Here is a 16,396-nt window from a genome sequence, read left to right as displayed (position 1 = left end):
GGCAAATTTCAACCATTCGCTTTAAAACTGGTGAAGAGAGGCGCCCGCAGTGTCACAAACCGATCAAACCGAGAAGATAGGTAAACCCCGCCCCATTGAGTAGCTGCAGGATCAGGACGGCCGCCACGATTATCGCGATAATCGCTATGAATGCGACAACTGCCAAAACGGGCGTCAATGCGGTGACCAACGCACCTCGGAAGGTGGCAACCGTATTGAGTAGCTGGCTCCCCACGGTGCCGATCGAACCCGCAATATCGCCGAACGGCTGCAGCAACGCGGCGTTGGCGGCCTCGGCGCCGGCATACGCGCCCGCGCCCGCGGTTAGGTGCTGCGCAAATTGCTCCTGAAAGTCCGCCGCCTTCCCGGCCAGCCGTTGGTAGTCCTCGGCGTACCGGGAGAACAGGTGCGCGACGCCCGTCGAGATCTCGTCCGCGGCGGCCGGTAGCACCGCCAGCGTCGGGGGAGCCGCCATCAGGTGTGCGGCGTTGAGATTCGAAGTGATCGTTGCCAAATCCGTTGCGGTCGAGGATATTGCCTCGGGAAGGGCCATTACCGCCGACATCGCTATCCTCCTTCAAGCACGCCGATCTGCGTCAGCACCGCCGCGAAGTCCATGTAGACCTTTTCGCATAGCAGCTTGTCCCCGTCGAACTCGAAAATGCCGGCGAGCGGAACCGCTATCCGGCGCCCCGTCGCCGGGATGCCCGCCCATTCCCCGTCATGGGTGCCCGTGATGAGCGACTCGCCGAATACCGCGTCGTCGGCATGGCGCAGCCGGCCGACCTCGACGTGCAGATCCGAAAAGGCATTCATCAAGCCCTGCAGCAATTCTCGAACGGCGGACTCGCCATCGCTGAGTTGCCCGTTCACCTCGTAACGCGGGCGGTGGAAGGTGGCGATCGTCGCCTCGACGTCGTGCCGGTTCTCCGCCTCGGCGTGCTGCAGGACGATGTCCTCGCGGCGCTGGCGAAGGGTGGTGATGTCGTCTACCGCGGTCATGATGCCGCTCCGTTCTGGGTTGCGTATCGGGTGTCGGGCTGGTCGCCAATGGCGTGTTCGGATCGCGAATAGCGTTGCCGGTCATGCCGATTGACGGTGGCGACCCGGTAGAGGAACGACGGGCGGATCATCCGGGTCGGGGGATCCAGCAGCCCGGTGACCCGGAAGAACTGGGTGCCGATCACGGCATCGGACTCGGAAGCGGCCAGCACGCGCTCCACGAGTCGATTCGTCATGCGCATCGACGGCGTCCTTCGCCCTTGGACTTCCGGGAATGCCAGGTCGGAAGTGGCACCGGTCCGCCACGCCACACCAATCGTCTTGGCCGTGGCGCGAAAGTAGCACCGGGGCAGGTCCATAACGCCGCGCCGCAGGCAATCCCGTAGCGCCACGGCGTCCAGCGCCGCCACCGACATGCCCTGCCCGTAGATCGGATTGAAGCTGCATATCGCGTCGCCGATGGCCAGCAGGCCGTCGGGCAGTCGCCGCATCTTGTCGTACCGCCGCCACTGGCTGGATGGCATCCGATGCTGCACCACCGGCCCGAGCGGTTCGCCGGCGCGCACCGCCGCCAGCAGGTGCGCCGGGCCGTAACCCTCGGCGTACGACAACATCCCGGCGAGGTCGCGCGGCGGCTCATGCCCGGCCAGCGCGTAGACCGTGAATATCCACGTGTCCCGCTCGTAGCCGACCAGGAACATGCCCGTGGGCCGGCCCGGCGCGGGGCTGATGAGGGCCAACTTTTCCCTCAGCGTGCCGGGCGGGATCCGCAGCGGTTGGCTGACGTAGGTCGTGTGCATGGTGATGTGGTCCTCGGGCGGTCGGCCGTAGCCGAGGTTCTCGAGCAGAGCCGGCGTGTGGGCGCCGCGGCCCATCGCGTCCATGACGAGGTCCGCCGTGATCTCCCGAGGGGCGCCGCCGGCGCGGTCCACCACGCGCACCCCGGTGATGCGGCTGCGGTCCGCGGTCGACGTCAGTTCGCTCACGTCGTGGCCGGCATGGATCGTCACGTTGCCCAGCCGCCGCAGGCGCCGCCGGACGTGGCACTCCAACAGCGGCCGGCTGGGCATGTACAGCGCCATTTCGGTGTAATCCCCAGCGACCACTCCAGACGGCAACACCCGATGACCGTTGTAGGACAGGTACGCCTTGGACAGGTCCCCGTCGTCCCAAACGGGGGCGCCGGCGGCGAGCAGCTCGTCGAGCAGCCCGGGAAAGAGCTCGTCCAGGACACGAGCGCCGCGCGGCAGCAGGGCGTGCACATGCCGGCCCTGTGGCACCCCCCGCCGGTTGACGGGATCGTCGGACAACTCGTCCCGCTCGAATACCGAGACGGTCTCGAAGAAATCGGCCAGCACCCTGGCGGCGAGCAGCCCGCCCATGCTCGCCCCTAACACCACCGCGCGCTCACCCAATACCGGCATTGCGAATCCTTTCGGTGACTTCGCGTTGCTGCTGCAGCGCGGTGAGTTTCTGTTCGGCGATCCGGTAGAAGCCGTCGAGGGAGGAGGCGTCGACGCCGACGTACTCGCCGATCACCTCGTGCGCCACGCCGGCCTCGCGCAGCCGCAGCGCGAGCGAGTACGGCATGGGCAGGCGACGCAGCGCGGCCTCGCGCTCGCTCAGCTCATCGGTCACCTGATCAGCATCCGACGCTGCGGCGGGGCGGGATTGAGTAGCGCCATACTCCATTTGTCGTGGGCTGCGGCGTCACGTACTCATTGATCATGCTGGTGCACACGGTCCGGGCCCGGCGCAGCGCCGACGACTTCCCGCGCTCCGAACACCTAGCCGCCAAGATCGCGGAGGTCGCGGCCGACCCGGTGGCCGTCGAACCGGAAACGGCGCAGATGGTGGCCAACCGGATCATCGACAACGCCGCGGTCAGCGCCGCCGCCGTGCTGCGGCGGCCCGTCACCGTGGCGCGCCGGCAGGCGCTGGCGCATCGCGCCCAGCGGGGGGCGCGCGTTTTCGGTGTCGCGGGCGCCTATTCGGCGGAATGGGCGGCGTGGGCCAACGGCGTCGCGGTGCGCGAACTCGACTTCCACGACACGTTTCTGGCCGCCGAGTATTCCCATCCGGGCGACAACATCCCCCCGCTTGTCGCCGTGGCGCAGCAGCTCGGCGTGCGCGGCGCCGACCTGATCCGCGGGGTGGCCACCGCGTACGAGGTGCAGATCAACCTGGCCCGCGGAATCTGCCTGCACGAGCACAAGATTGACCACGTCGCCCATCTCGGGCCCTCGGTGGCCGCCGGCATCGGCACCATGCTTCGGCTGGACACCGAGACCATCTACCAGGCGATCGGGCAGGCTCTGCACCTGACCACCAGCACCCGCCAATCGCGCAAAGGCGCGATCTCCAGCTGGAAGGCGTTCGCGCCGGCGCACGCCGGAAAGGTCGCGATCGAGGCAATCGACCGGGCGATGCGCGGCGAGCGGTCGCCGGCCCCGATCTGGGAGGGCGAGGACGGGGTGATCGCCCGGCTGCTGGGCGGGCCCGAGCGCGAATACCGCGTGCCGTTGCCCGCTCCCGGCGAACCCAAGCGCGCCATCCTGGACAGCTACACCAAGGAGCACTCGGCGGAGTACCAGAGCCAGGCCCCGATCGACCTGGCCCGGCGGCTGCGCGCACGGATCAGCGACCTCGACCAGGTCGCGGCGATCGTCCTGCGCACCAGCCACCACACCCACGTGGTGATCGGCACGGGATCCGGCGATCCCCAGAAGTTCGACCCCGACGCGTCGCGGGAGACGCTCGACCACTCGCTGCCCTACATCTTCGCCGTCGCGCTGCAGGACGGCGCCTGGCACCACGAACGCTCCTACGCCCCGCAACGGGCCCACCGGCGCGACACCGTCGACCTGTGGCGCAAGATCTCCACCGTCGAGGACCCGGACTGGACCCGCCGCTACCATTCGACCGACCCGGCCGAAAAGGCGTTCGGGGCCCGAGCCGAGGTGACGCTCATGAGCGGCGAGGTGATCTGCGACGAGCTGGCCGTGGCCGACGCCCATCCGCTGGGCGCCCGGCCGTTCGGGCGCCCGCAGTACGTGGACAAGTTCGCCGCGCTCGCCGACGGGGTGGTCGATCCGGCCGAGCAGCGCCGGTTCCTCTCCGCCGTCGACGCCCTGGCCGAGCTCGAGTCGGTGGATGCGCTGAATATCGTGGTCGATCAGCGGGTGCTGGACGGTGCGCCGGCGACGCCGCCGGGGATCTTCGGCTGAGAGCGCGGTTAGGGCGTGGACGGCCCGCCGTACTGCCACACCAACGAATGCGCGCCGGTCATGGTGGGGTTGCACCACATCGTGCGGCCGTTGGCGTCGGTGGTGGTGGCGTGCAGCACCGTGCAGGAGTCACCCGGCCCGGGGGTATCCGCCCGGGCGACGCCCACGGCCACCGGCGCGGCGGCGGCCATCAGCGCCGCGGCGAGGAATCGAAGTCTGTTCATGGTGGAGTTCTCCTAGGGGCTTCACGGTATCCGGGCATTAACTCCCAGGCAAAGGATTCTTTGCCCCTTCCCAAGCCACGCGCCTAGAACGCGTTCTAATCTGTCAAACCATGGGATTTCTCAAGCCCGAGCTGCCGCAGCTCAACATGGAGGAATGGAACAAGGGGACCCGCAGCGAGAAGATCCGTCCGATGGCCCGGCACTGGGCCGAGGTGGGCTTCGGCACGCCGATCGCGCTGCACCTGTTCTACGTCGTCAAGATCCTGCTCTACATCCTCGGCGGATGGCTGTTCGCCTCGGCCACCAAGGGACTCGGCGGGTTCACAGGAGTCGCGCACTGGTGGTCCGAGCCGATCGTCTTCGAAAAGGTCGTGCTCTACACGATGCTGTTCGAGGTGATCGGGCTGGGCTGCGGCTTCGGTCCGCTCAACAACCGGTTCTTCCCGCCCATGGGCTCGATCCTGTACTGGATGCGGTTCGGCACCATCCGGCTGCCACCGTGGCCGGACCGCGTCCCGCTGACCCGAGGGACCACCCGCAAACCGGTGGACGTCTTTTTGTATGCGGCACTTCTGGTGATGACGCTGTGGGCGTTGTTCTCCGACGGCACCGGGCCGGTGCCGGAGCTGGGCACCAAGGTGGGGCTGCTGCCGACGTGGGAGATCGTGTGGATCCTGCTGTTCCTCGCGGCGGCGGGCCTGCGCGACAAGGTGATCTTCCTGGCCGCCCGCGGCGAGGTCTACGCGACCATGGCCGTGACGTTCCTCTTCGGCGGGCCCGACATGATCGTCGGCTCCAAGGTGGTGTTCCTGATCATCTGGATGGGCGCGGCGACGTCGAAGCTCAACAAGCACTTCCCGTTCGTGATCTCGACGATGATGTCGAACAACCCGCTGGTGCGCCCCCGCTGGCTGAAGCGGCAGTTCTTCGAGAAGTTCCCCGACGACCTGCGGCCCGGGCGGCTGTCACGGTTCCTGGCGCACGTGAGCACGGCGATCGAGATGTTGGTGCCGCTGCCGCTGTTCTTCTGCCACGGCGGCTGGCCGACGACGGTGGCCGCGATCGTCATGGTCTGCTTCCACCTGGGCATCCTGCTGTCCATTCCGATGGGGGTGCCGCTGGAGTGGAACGTCTTCATGATCTTCGGTGTGCTGTCGTTGTTCGTCGCGCACGCCCGGCTGGGATTGGCCGACCTGAAGCATCCGGTGGTGGTCGCGATCCTGTTCGTCGTCGTCGCGGGAATCGTGGTGCTGGGCAACATGTTTCCGCGCAAGATCTCGTTCCTGCCGGGCATGCGCTACTACGCCGGCAACTGGGACACCACGCTGTGGTGCATCAAGCCGTCGGCCAACGACAAGATCGGCCGGGGCATCGTGGCGATCGCCAGCATGCCGCAGGCCCAGCTGGAGCGGTTCTACGGCAGCCCGGAAGCGGCGCAGATCCCCATCTACATGGGGTACGCGTTCCGCGGGTTCAACACCCACGGCCGGGCCCTGTTCACGCTGGCGCACCGGGCCATGGCCGGCCAGAACGAGGACGACTACGTCATCACCGACGGCGAGCGGATCTGCAGCACCGCCATCGGCTGGAACTTCGGCGACGGCCACATGCACAACGAGCAGCTCATCACCGCAATGCAGCAGCGCTGCCACTTCGAGCCGGGCGAGGTGCGCATCGTGCTGCTCGACGCGCAGCCGATCCACAAGCAGACCCAGGCTTACCGGCTGGTCGACGCGGCGACGGGCGAGTTCGAGCGCGGCATCGTGCGGGTCGCCGACATGGTGACCCGCCAGCCCTGGGCCGACGACGTGCCGGTCCAGGTGCTGACGGAGGAGGCGCCGAACGTCACGCCAGAGTGACGTTCGGGCCCGGGCGACGCCGAGCCTAACCCCACTGCGAAATTTCGATCCGAAAATCGCAGTGGGGTTAGGCTCGCGAAAATCCAAGGTCCGACGAGGCGCCGAACGACGCGCCAGCGCGACGTTCGCGGTCACGCCCCGGCCCGGACCTCCCGCGCCGCGGCGACCATGTTGCGCAGCGACGCGGTCACCTCGTCGGCGTTGCGGGTCTTCAGCCCGCAGTCGGGGTTGACCCAAAGCCGTTGCGGCGGCACGGCTCTCAGGGCCGCCCGCAGCGACTCGGCCATCTCTCCCGCGCTCGGCACCCGCGGTGAGTGGATGTCGTAGACGCCCGGGCCCACGCTGTTGGCGAAGCCGACCGAGTTCAGGTCGTCCAGCACCTCCATGTGCGAGCGGGCCGCCTCGAGCGACGTGACGTCGGCGTCCAGGTCGGCGATCGCACCGATCACCTCACCGAACTCCGAGTAGCACAGGTGGGTGTGGATCTGCGTCGAGTCGGCGACGCCGGAGGTGGCCAGGCGGAAAGCCGCCACGGCCCAACGCAAGTAGTCCTCCTGCTGGGCGCGGCGCAGCGGCAGCAGCTCGCGCAGCGCGGGCTCGTCGACCTGGATCACCGCGATGTCCGCGGCCTGCAGGTCCACCGTCTCGTCGCGGATCGCCAGCGCCACCTGGTTGGCGGTGTCGGCCAGCGGCTGGTCGTCGCGGACGAACGACCAGGCCAGGATCGTGACCGGCCCGGTCAGCATGCCCTTCACCGGCTTGTCGGTCAGCGACTGCGCGTAGCCGATCCACTCGACGGTCATCGGGCGGGGCCGCGCGACGTCGCCGTAGAGGATCGGCGGCCGCACGCAGCGGCTGCCGTAGGACTGCACCCAGCCGTTCTGCGTGGCGAAGAAGCCCTCCAGCTGCTCGGCGAAGTACTGGACCATGTCGTTGCGCTCGGGCTCCCCGTGCACCAGCACGTCCAGACCCAGTTCTTCCTGCAACGCGATGACGTCGGCGATCTCCTTGCGCATCTTGGCGACGTACTCGGCCTCGTCGATCTCGCCGGCCCGAAAAGCCGCGCGCGCCTTGCGGATCGCCGACGTCTGCGGGTACGAGCCGATCGTGGTGGTCGGCAGCGGCGGCAGGTGCAGCCGCGCCTCCTGGCTGGCGCGGCGTTCGGCCGCGTCGCCGCGGTGCGTGCCCGACGCGATGATCTCCTCGATCCGTTCACGAACCTTGGCGTTGTGCAGCCGTGGATCGCTGCGACGGGAGGCGACGGCCGCGTCGGACGCCGCGATCTCGTCGGCGACGGCCTCGCGCCCGTCCCGCAGGGCGCGCGCGAGAGTGACCACCTCGCTTACCTTTTCGGCCCCGAACGCCAGCCAGCTGCGCAGGTTGTCGTCCAGCCCCGTTTCGGGCTCGAGCGAATACGGCACGTGCATGGTGGAGCACGACGTCGAAACCGCCACGCCGCCAGCCGAACCCAGCAGGGTGGCCAGCTTGGCCAGCGCCGACTCCAGGTCCGTGCGCCAGACGTTGCGTCCGTCGACGACGCCGGCCACCAGCAGCTTGCCGGACAGTTCCGGAACGCCGGCCACCGCGGTGCCGGCACCGGCCACCAGGTCGATGCCGATGGCTTCGACGGGCGTGCGGGCCAGCCCCGCCAGCGCCGCGCCCGGGTCGCCGAAGTAGGTGGCGACGTGGATCGCGGGCCGGTTGCTCACCGCGCCGAGCGCGGCGTAGACGGCCTCGGCCAGCGCGGGCGCGTCGGGGGAGATGTCGGTCACCAGGGCGGGTTCGTCGAACTGCACCCACCTGGCGCCGTGCTCGGCGAGCAGCGAGAGCAGCTCGGAGTAGATCGGCACCAGCTCGCGGAGCCGCTCGATCGGCGCCCCGCCGCCGTTGATACCCTTGCTCAGCAGCAGGAACGTGATCGGGCCGATGACGACGGGCCGGGCGGGAATCCCTTGTTCCAGAGCCTCTTTCAGCTCCGAAAGCACCTTGTCCGGGTGGAGTGCGAACCGCGTCGCGGGCTCGATCTCGGGGACCAGATAGTGGTAGTTGGTGTCGAACCACTTCGTCATCTCGAGCGGCGCGATGTCGTCGTTGCCGCGCGCGAGGGCGAAGTAGCGGTCCAGCTCGTCGGCGACTTCGATGGCGCGCACCGGCAGCGCGCCGAGCATCACGGCCGTGTCGAGCATCTGGTCGTAATAGGAAAACGTGTTCACCGGGACCGAGTCCAGGCCGGCGGACGCCAGGTGGGTCCACGTGTCGCGGCGCAGCGAGGCGGCGACGGACTCCAGTTGGGCGCGGTCGGTGCGCCCGGCCCAGTAGCCCTCGGTGGCGCGCTTGAGTTCCCGGTTCGGGCCGATGCGGGGGGAGCCGGTAACCGTGGCGGTGAATGGTGGCGAGGTGGTCACTTCTTCGTCCTAACACTCGACGGGTGGATCACCGCCGGCGGACGCATACAGCCGAGTCCGTCGCGGCACACAAACCGCAACGGCAACGACCAAACGCCCATTCCACGAGGCGACGAGCGAGCCGGGCCCGGCGGCGCACACCGATCTTTCGATCAGTGCGTGTGACGGCGGTCGTTCCTGCTCACCGCTGCGGGCGGTCCCGAACTCCCACCGGGTTCCCTCTCGCGACGCATGCCTAACATGCCTCGCTCGATGGCCGGGCGACCAGCGGCAGCTCCGGCAGCCACAGAGAGCTCTCGGTCTGGGGGAATCCGGCCGCGGGCAGGAAGCCGGGAACCGGCGCCAACTGCCCGGCCCGGCCGACCCACTCCTCGACCAGCACGCGCAACACCTGCCGGACGATGTGCCCGCCACGGCAACGCATGGACCCTGCACCCAGGCTCCAATGCCGGTGCGCCCTAACGCCAATCACGAGATCGTCGGTGGACATGGCGTCGCTGCCGTCCCGCTGCACCGCGGCGATGCACAACATCACCACCATGCCGGCGGGCAGCTCTACCCCGCCGACGGTCGTCGGCTGGGTGGTAAAGCGTTGGCAGCCCTGCACCATCGGCTCCAACCGGAGGACCTCTTCAACGAATCCGCGGATCAGCTCGGGGTGGCGTCGAAGCGCGTCGCACAATTCGGGGTCGCCCGCCAGCACGAGTAAGTGCCAGCCGGCGTGTTTGAACAGGTTGCGGCACGCCTCGGCGAAGACGTGGCCGGACTGCCCGGCCAGGTGCTCCGCGGGCAACAGCCGCAGGCGCGACACGATGTCGAAAAGCGCGTCCGCCATCGGCGCGGTCACCTCGGCCACCGCGTCCCCGCCACCGGCGGCGGCCAAACGATCGATCAGCGCGGCGGCGGTCGGGCGGAACGCAGCGGCTATGTCGTGAGCGGCTTTCGGCGCGAATAGCCGTTGGTGAACGTCGAGATCGCTCTCGGGAAGGGCGCGGGCGCGATCCAGCCGCGCGTCGTCGAGATGCGCCAACACCTCATCGCGCCCGACGACGAACACCCAGTTACCCGACGGATCCCGCAGAACCGGGCCGGCCTGTCGCGCCAGGCGCCAACCCACGCCGCGGTCCGTGCTCAGGGCCGCTCCCGCCTCGGCGGGAAAGACCGGGCACTCGGCAAGCTTCACGTGCCCTGTCCCTGGTCAGCCAGTGCGTCGGCGATGGGGACGCCGGTCCCGTCGGCGCCGTTGTTGAATTCGATGGTGCGGCCGACGGTCGAGTCGTCGTGCAGCGACGCGGCGACCACGAGCGCGACGTCGGCCCGCGAGACCTCGCCCTTGCCCCTGCCGATGACGATGCGGCCGGTCGCCGGCCCCAGGGTGAGGTGGCCCGGCCCCAGCACCGTCCAATCCAGGTCGCTGGCGCGCAGGTGCGCGTCCGCCGCCGCCTTGGCCTCGGCGTACGGGAAGAACGAATTCTCGCTCGGCACACCGTGATCCGGCCCCGCGCCGAAGTAGGACACCATCACGAACCGCCTGACGCCCGCCGCCGCGGCGGCATCGATCACCCGCATCGCCGCGTCGCGGTCGACGGCGTAGGTGCGCGCCGGGTTGCCGCCGCCCGCGCCGGCGGAGAACACGACGGCGTCGTGACCCGCCAGCACGCCGGCCAGTGCGCCGGTGTCCAGCCGCTCGATGTCGGCCACCACCGGCGCGGCGCCGGTCGCGGTGACGTCGTCGGTGTGGTCGGGGTTGCGGAAGACCGAAGTCACCCGGTCTCTTCCGGGTCGCTCCGCTCCTGTCAGGATGCGGGCCAGCTGCAGGGCGACCTTGCCGTGGCCGCCGATGACGATGACTCGTGCCATGGCCCGACCGTACCCGCCGTGTACTGGGTCACTGTGAGAAAGCGGTCCGTCGTGAAGTCGACGCGAGGTGCGTCGGTCAGAGCGCGACGTTTGGGATCGGTAGCAACGCGCGCGGTGCACCTTTGAGTCAGCAAAAGTGCGGTAACGCCCGATCCGGCGTCGTCCGCCGAGCGCCGGGGAAGGCCGCAATGAAACAAGGAGAACGCGACATGAACAGCACCCGCACGTTACGACGGGGAATCACAGGGCTGGCAACGGCGACGTTGCTGTTTGCCGGCGGCGGGCTGGCCGCGGGCACGGCCCAGGCGCAAGGACCCGGCCCGCATCACTGGTGCCCGGGGGAACCCATCACCTACCCCACGGGGCCGGGCCCCCATTACAACTGGGACTGGAATGTCTGCCACACCTATTACTGGGTCAACGGGAAGGGCAATGTTCCCTATGACGGCAAGCTGCCCAGCGATCTTTACGACGGAACGAATCCCCCACCGCTACCGGACAACCCCACGTGCCGTGTCATCGGGTGCGCCCCCTGACGAGGCGCGGGCAGCCTGGGGGATGGTGAGTCAGCAGCACTGACCCGTCACCTATCGCCACTAGAGTTTGACGCGCCCCATGATCAGATCGATGATCGGCTTGCCCGGCGGGTAGGCGCCGGTCAGCGACGCCATCGTGTGCCCGTAGTCCACCAGCACCGTGATCCCGTTGATGCCGAAGGCCGCGGCGCTGTTCAGGAACGCCATCACGTCGCCCATCTGCTCCGGGGTGTGCACCTTCGAGCCGGTCTCGTCGCGGTAGTCCTGGGCGAAGGTCAGCCACAGGTCGGCGTTGGCCTGGGCCAGCGGGGTGTCGGTCGGGCCCGGGCAGATCGCGTTGATGCGGATGCCTTTTTTCAGAAGGCGAATGCCCTGCGTCGCGACATAGGTGTTGACGATCTTCTTGCTGGTGCCGTAGTGAATGATGCCCTCGGATTCGTGCGCCTTCACCCACTCGACGGCCGCATCGAAGTCGGGCGTCTCGAGGAACTCCAGCAGCAGGTCCAGGTCGTTTTCCCAGCCCATGCCGGCGACCGAGGAGATGAAGCAGATCGCTGAGCCGGACGGCAGCTGATTCTTTTCCAGCAGTCGATCGATGATGTAGCGGTGCCCGATGAAGTTGATCTTCATCAGGTCTACCGTTCCGTCGGCGATCCCGGCGGCCGAGAACAGCGAATGCACGGGCCCGTCGATCTGCGCGAGGGCGGCGTCGATCGAGGCGGGGTCGCGGAGATCGACCTGAATCGCCTGGGCGACGTCATACTTGACCGGCGCGTAGTCCATCACTATTACCTCGGCGCCGAGTTCGGCCGCCGACTTGGCCGCCGCGGCGCCCATGCCGGTCGCGCCGCCAACAACGAGTGCGCGCTTGCCGTCGTAACGCAACCGATCGACGATAGTCATGGAAATCCTCTTCTCGCTCACTGCCAACGCGGTTCTAACTGCCCAACTGTATGGGTAACAGTTATCGGGTTTCAATACCTACTTGCCGCGGACCGCGACGCCACGCAGCACCGTGTCCCGGGCGTGCACCAGTGCGGCGCGTTTGCCGATGGCGCGCAGGATGTTCTCCGGTATCCACTGCAGTCCGATGACGCATCGTGCCAGCATCGCCGTGGACGGGGCGTCGATGCGGATCTGTCCCGCCTGGATGCCCTCCGAGAGCAGCGATTTCATCTGCCGCAGCCGCGTGGCGTACAACCAGCCCGGGTTCGGCGTGTTCGGTGGCGACTGGCGCATCCACGCGAGCTGAATCCGGAACTCGTCGGAAAACCGATCGAGCGCGTTGACGTTGACCCAGCTGAGCGCGTCCAGCTTCTCGACCGCCGTGGCGTCCGAGCGCAGGACGCTCACCCAACCGGCCTCCACCTTCCTGCCGAAGGACTCCATGATCGACGCGAGGAGTTCGTCCTTGGACCCGATCACCCGATAGACGGTCCCGGTGCCCAGCCCCGCCGCGGATGCGATGTCCCGGATGGTGGTGACCTCATACCCCTTGCGGCCGAACTCGGTTCGCGCCACCGCGAGGACGTGGGCCGCCTTGTCGTCGGGATCCGCGTCGCCGTCGTCGGCCCACGTGCCGATGACGCCGTTTGCGGCCGCGAAGGCTTTGGACCGGTTCAACGCCGCGTCGGTGGGCGGCCGGGCCGCCAAGCCCTCCAAGATGATTCGGCACAACAGCCCGGCGACCTGGTCGGCCGGGGAATTGTGGCGCATAACGGCGAGCCCGACCTGCAGCATCGTCTGGCAGATGCGGTCGGCCAGAGTGGGCAGGTCGATGTCGGGTTTGATGTAGCCGCTCCACCTGCCGGCGCGCAGCGTTTGCAGCATCGCCTGCTGGACCGCCGTGGGCGCCTGCTGCGTCAGCTTCATCAGCTCGGGGTCGTCGCCCGGGCCCTCGTAGAACGACATCTGCAGGGCGGCCCCGTGCCGCACGGCGCAGTTGGCGATCGCCGATCCCAGCTCGACGATCTGCTCCGCGGCCGGTCGGGAACCGGGCTCGTCCAGCCGGGCCTGGGCGGCCTGCCCGATCCGGGTCAGGTCCTCCTGATAGCGGCGGGTCAGCTCGACCAGGATCGCCTCTTTGGACTCGAAATGGTGATAGAGGCTGCCGGGGAGGATGCCGGCCGCGTCCGCGATCTCCTGCAGCGAGGTCCGCAACCCCGAGGACGCGATCAACGACGCCGCGGTCTGCAGGATTTCGGTTCGACGGGTGCCGGAGTCGTCGGCGCTCGGCCGCTCGGCCAGAGGCGAGCGGGCTTTGGCCGGATTCGCGGCCCTGCGCATTCGTCCTCCCGCCCGAACCAAATCTTTGTTAGAGGCTATCAGACCGGGCCGAACAAACCCGCTGCACAGAGCGCCGACGCTGCCATCTGGGGGCCCATTCTAAAGCCGCGGGCCGTCCCACGCGTCGCGCGCAACCACCTCGTCGACGGGGCGCCGACGAGCCGGCCGGAAAGTGTGCCCGGCCCGAAGGCGGCCCACCGGCAGCAGGCAGCCCTGCGTGTAGGTCGGGGGAATGCCCAGCAGCCGGCCGATCTCGGCCTCGCGGTGCAGGTGCAGCGTCGTGATGCAGGTTCCGTAACCGCGGGTGTGCAGCGCGAGCTGAAAGTTCCACACGGCCGGGAAGATCGAGCCGTACAGCGTGGCCCGGTGAAACGATTCGTCGCCGTCGATGCGGGGCAGGTAGGGCTCGTAGCACGGGATCACCAGCACCGGCACCCGCGCCATGTTCTCGACCAGCCATTCGGTCGACGACATGATGCGACTCTCCGGGGTGCCGGCGGGCAGCAGGTCGGCCAGCAGCTGCCCGCCGACGCGAAGCAGGTACGACTCGCGGTACAGCTCGGCGATCTTGTCCCGCGTCGCGGGGTCGGTCACCACCAGCCACCGCCAGGACTGCTGATTCGACCCGTTGGCGGCCTGCATGCCGATGCGCAGGCCATCGCGAATGTCCCCCATGTCGACGGGCGCATCGAGGTCGAGCGACTTGCGGGCCGAACGGGTTGCGGTCAGCAGGTATTCGATGTCCATCACATGCCCCGTTTCGCAAGGTGCGCACCGATTTCGGTGAGGTAGCGGTCGGGGCCGCCCAGAAGTTCGCTCCAGCTCAGTAGCCGCTTGAGGTAAAGGTGGGCGTCGTGCTCCCAGGTGTAGCCGATGCCGCCCAACACCTGGATGGCGGTGTCGCCCACGGTGGCCAGTCGCCCGGCGAACGCCTTGGCCCGCAGCGCGGCGAGGTGGCGTACCTCCGCGCCGGCGTTGTCGGCGGCCCACAGCGCGTGGATCACACCGCTGCGGGCCAGCTCGACGGTCTCGTACATGTCGACGCACAGGTGCTGGACCGCCTGGAACGAGCCGATGACCTGACCGAATTGCCTTCTCACCTTTGCATATTCGACGGCCAGCTGCATGACCGCTCGCGCGGCGCCCAGCGCGTCGGCGGCGGCGGCGATGAGGATGTCGTCGATCGCGGCCGCAACGTCGTCCGGCGCGGCCGCGGCCAGCCGGTGCGCGGGCGCCCCGTCGAGCTCGACGCGAAAACGTTTGCGGGTCTGGTCGATACCGCGCTCGGGCGTCACGCAAATCCCGGAGGATTCGGTCCTCAGCGCGAAAAGCCCGACGCCCGAGGGCTCCTCGGCGAGCACCAGCAAGGTGTCGGCCGCCGCCGCATCGGGCACGCCGGCGATCTTGCCCCGCAGGACCTGCCCGGCCGCCGCGACGGGGGCACCCTCGAACGGAAAGCCAACGGTCGCGACGGTGCTGCCGTCGGCGATCCCGGCCAAAATCGTTGCGCCACCGTCGTTGCCGGCGATGCGCGTCAGCGCGCGCGCCGACGCCACCGCGCTGGACAACCACGGCCCCGGGTGCAGGGCCGCGCCGAGCTCCTCGGCGACCACGCCCGCCTCGACCATCGTCATCCCGGCCCCGCCGTGTTCCTCGGGCACCAGCAGCCCGGTCACCCCGAGGTCGGCCAGGCCGCGCCAGACCGCCTCGTCGACACCGGTCGGGTCGTCGAGCAGCGCCCGGACGTGCCCCGAAATCGGGGCCTTCTCGGCGAGAAAGCGCCGCGTGGTGTCGCGCAGCGCGACCTGCTCGTCGGTGAGTTCGAGGTTCATCGGCGCGGCAGTCCCAGCACGCGCTGCGCGGTGATGTTCTTGTTGATCTGGGTCGTTCCGCCCGCGATGGTCAGCGAGCGCGACGTGAGGCGGTAGTTCGCCCACGGGGCGCCGGCGCCGTGGCTGCCGAGCGCGTCGAAAGCCAGGGCGGCCATGTCCTGGCCGATCTCCCCCCACACGGTCTTGGCGAGGCTGGCCGAAGCGAAGGGGTCGCCGCCGTGCAGCGTCGCCGAGATCGACCGCTGGCAGAGCACCTCGAGATACTTGATGCGGACGGCGATTTCGCCGAGGCGGCGCAGTACCAGCGGGTCTTGCAGCGCGTCGCTGTGCGCGGCCAAGTCGTCCACCAGCTCTTCCAGCCGCATCTGCATCTCGGCGTACAGCCGGGCCGCCCCGGCGCGTTCGTGGCTCAGCGTGGTGGTGGCCACCTGCCAGCCGGCGTTCAGCGGCCCGAGCAGTGCATCGGCCGGCACCCGGACGTCGCGAAAGAACACCTCGGCGAAATCGGTGTCGCCGTTGAGCGTTACGAGGGGGCGGACCTCGATGCCGGGCAGCGCCATGTCGACGATGAGGCAGGAGATCCCCTGGTGCTTCGGGGCGTCGGGATCGGTGCGCACGTAGAGTTGACACCAGTGGGCGCGATGCCCGAGCGAGGTCCAGATCTTCTGGCCGTTGACGACGAATTCGTCGCCGTCGCGCACGGCCCGCGTGCGCAGCGCGGCGAGATCGCTTCCGGCCTCGGGCTCCGACATTCCCTGGCACCAGATGTCGTCGGCGCGCATCATGCGGGGGAGCAGCGTCTTCTTCTGCTCTTCGGTGCCGTACTGCATGATCGCGGGGGCGATGTTGTTCATCCCAATGACGTTGAGCGGCATGGGCGCCCGCGCGCGGGTGGTCTCCTCGGTGTAGACGAGCTGCTCGAGGACGGTCGCCCCGCGGCCCCCATATTCGCGCGGCCAGGACACGGCGGCCCACCCCGCGTCGGCCATCGTCGCGCTCCAGGACCGCAACAACTCGATCCCCGCGTCGTCGCGCCCGGCCGGGCGGCGGGCCGCCACCAGCTCGTCGGTCAGGTTCGCCGCCAGCCAGTCCCGCAGCTCGGTGCGGAACCGTTCCACTTCGGCGGGGTAGGAGAAGTCCATTTTTCCGGACACTACGTTGGAGC

16 protein-coding genes are annotated in these 16,396 nt (G+C 68.7%); 3 read left to right on the top strand and 13 right to left on the bottom strand.

The genetic code is table 11. From position 1 onward, the window contains the following. Positions 1–52 precede the first annotated feature (52 nt). From AC5Y7V_RS26205 to AC5Y7V_RS26190, 4 genes are read right to left on the bottom strand one after another with little or no spacing between them, the layout of a single operon-like run. Positions 53–565, bottom strand: coding sequence for a PE family protein (locus AC5Y7V_RS26205; protein WP_499882966.1), 513 nt, complete (start codon positions 563–565; stop codon positions 53–55). 2 nt (positions 566–567) lie between these two features. Continuing rightward, positions 568–1,002: an ester cyclase gene (locus AC5Y7V_RS26200; protein ID WP_499882965.1), complete on the bottom strand. Its 435-nt coding sequence runs from the start codon at positions 1,000–1,002 to the stop codon at positions 568–570. Beyond that, entirely contained in the window at positions 999–2,426 is a 1,428-nt protein-coding gene (locus AC5Y7V_RS26195; RefSeq protein ID WP_499882964.1) for an FAD-dependent oxidoreductase, read from the bottom strand. The genes AC5Y7V_RS26200 and AC5Y7V_RS26195 overlap by 4 nt, the downstream gene beginning before the upstream one ends. Then, positions 2,410–2,640: a hypothetical protein gene (locus AC5Y7V_RS26190; protein ID WP_499882963.1), complete on the bottom strand. Its 231-nt coding sequence runs from the start codon at positions 2,638–2,640 to the stop codon at positions 2,410–2,412. The genes AC5Y7V_RS26195 and AC5Y7V_RS26190 overlap by 17 nt, the downstream gene beginning before the upstream one ends. Positions 2,641–2,729: 89 nt before the next feature. On the opposite strand from AC5Y7V_RS26190, the gene prpD reads away from it, so the two are divergent. After that, entirely contained in the window at positions 2,730–4,229 is a 1,500-nt protein-coding gene (gene prpD / locus AC5Y7V_RS26185) for a 2-methylcitrate dehydratase PrpD (protein WP_499882962.1), read from the top strand. Between the two features lie 8 nt (positions 4,230–4,237). Here prpD and AC5Y7V_RS26180 read toward each other — a convergent pair whose 3' ends face one another. Continuing rightward, positions 4,238–4,453: a hypothetical protein gene (locus tag AC5Y7V_RS26180; protein WP_499882961.1), complete on the bottom strand. Its 216-nt coding sequence runs from the start codon at positions 4,451–4,453 to the stop codon at positions 4,238–4,240. A 110-nt stretch (positions 4,454–4,563) separates the two neighbouring features. Here AC5Y7V_RS26180 and AC5Y7V_RS26175 point away from each other — a divergent pair, with 110 nt between their 5' ends. After that, positions 4,564–6,312: a DUF3556 domain-containing protein gene (locus AC5Y7V_RS26175; protein ID WP_499882960.1), complete on the top strand. Its 1,749-nt coding sequence runs from the start codon at positions 4,564–4,566 to the stop codon at positions 6,310–6,312. Positions 6,313–6,443: 131 nt separating this feature from the next. On the opposite strand, the gene metE is transcribed toward AC5Y7V_RS26175, so the two are convergent. From metE to AC5Y7V_RS26160, 3 genes are all read right to left on the bottom strand, one after another. Further along, positions 6,444–8,717, bottom strand: coding sequence for a 5-methyltetrahydropteroyltriglutamate--homocysteine S-methyltransferase (metE, locus tag AC5Y7V_RS26170; RefSeq protein ID WP_499882959.1), 2,274 nt, complete (start codon positions 8,715–8,717; stop codon positions 6,444–6,446). 235 nt (positions 8,718–8,952) lie between these two features. Continuing rightward, the gene (locus AC5Y7V_RS26165; RefSeq protein ID WP_499882958.1) at positions 8,953–9,900 is read right to left on the bottom strand and encodes a cytochrome P450; all 948 of its coding nucleotides are present in this window, start codon (positions 9,898–9,900) and stop codon (positions 8,953–8,955) included. Next, a complete protein-coding gene (locus AC5Y7V_RS26160) occupies positions 9,897–10,577 on the bottom strand; it encodes an SDR family oxidoreductase (protein ID WP_499882957.1) in 681 nt (226 codons plus the stop codon). The genes AC5Y7V_RS26165 and AC5Y7V_RS26160 overlap by 4 nt, the downstream gene beginning before the upstream one ends. Positions 10,578–10,786: 209 nt before the next feature. On the opposite strand from AC5Y7V_RS26160, the gene AC5Y7V_RS26155 reads away from it, so the two are divergent. Beyond that, positions 10,787–11,113, top strand: a complete 327-nt coding sequence (locus tag AC5Y7V_RS26155) for a hypothetical protein (protein WP_499882956.1) — start codon at positions 10,787–10,789, stop codon at positions 11,111–11,113. Positions 11,114–11,173: 60 nt separating this feature from the next. Here AC5Y7V_RS26155 and AC5Y7V_RS26150 read toward each other — a convergent pair whose 3' ends face one another. From AC5Y7V_RS26150 to AC5Y7V_RS26130, 5 genes are all read right to left on the bottom strand, one after another. Further along, positions 11,174–12,016 carry an SDR family oxidoreductase gene (locus tag AC5Y7V_RS26150; RefSeq protein WP_499882955.1) on the bottom strand — a complete coding sequence of 281 codons (843 nt, stop codon included), beginning with the start codon at positions 12,014–12,016 and terminating at the stop codon, positions 11,174–11,176. 78 nt (positions 12,017–12,094) lie between these two features. Then, positions 12,095–13,399, bottom strand: coding sequence for a TetR/AcrR family transcriptional regulator (locus AC5Y7V_RS26145; RefSeq protein WP_499882954.1), 1,305 nt, complete (start codon positions 13,397–13,399; stop codon positions 12,095–12,097). A 99-nt stretch (positions 13,400–13,498) separates the two neighbouring features. Further along, positions 13,499–14,146, bottom strand: coding sequence for a nitroreductase family protein (locus AC5Y7V_RS26140; RefSeq protein WP_499882953.1), 648 nt, complete (start codon positions 14,144–14,146; stop codon positions 13,499–13,501). Further along, positions 14,146–15,231 (bottom strand): acyl-CoA dehydrogenase family protein, encoded by a 1,086-nt coding sequence (locus AC5Y7V_RS26135; RefSeq protein WP_499882952.1) that lies wholly within the window; start codon positions 15,229–15,231, stop codon positions 14,146–14,148. The genes AC5Y7V_RS26140 and AC5Y7V_RS26135 overlap by 1 nt, the downstream gene beginning before the upstream one ends. After that, complete coding sequence (locus tag AC5Y7V_RS26130; protein WP_499882951.1) at positions 15,228–16,373, bottom strand: acyl-CoA dehydrogenase family protein; 1,146 nt, start codon at positions 16,371–16,373, stop codon at positions 15,228–15,230. The genes AC5Y7V_RS26135 and AC5Y7V_RS26130 overlap by 4 nt, the downstream gene beginning before the upstream one ends. Positions 16,374–16,396 lie beyond the last annotated feature (23 nt).

It is taken from the genome of Mycobacterium sp. NGS34 (assembly GCF_059812845.1).
The sequence above is the reverse complement of the archived record's forward strand: the minus strand, read 5'-3'. Positions and strand labels throughout refer to the sequence as shown.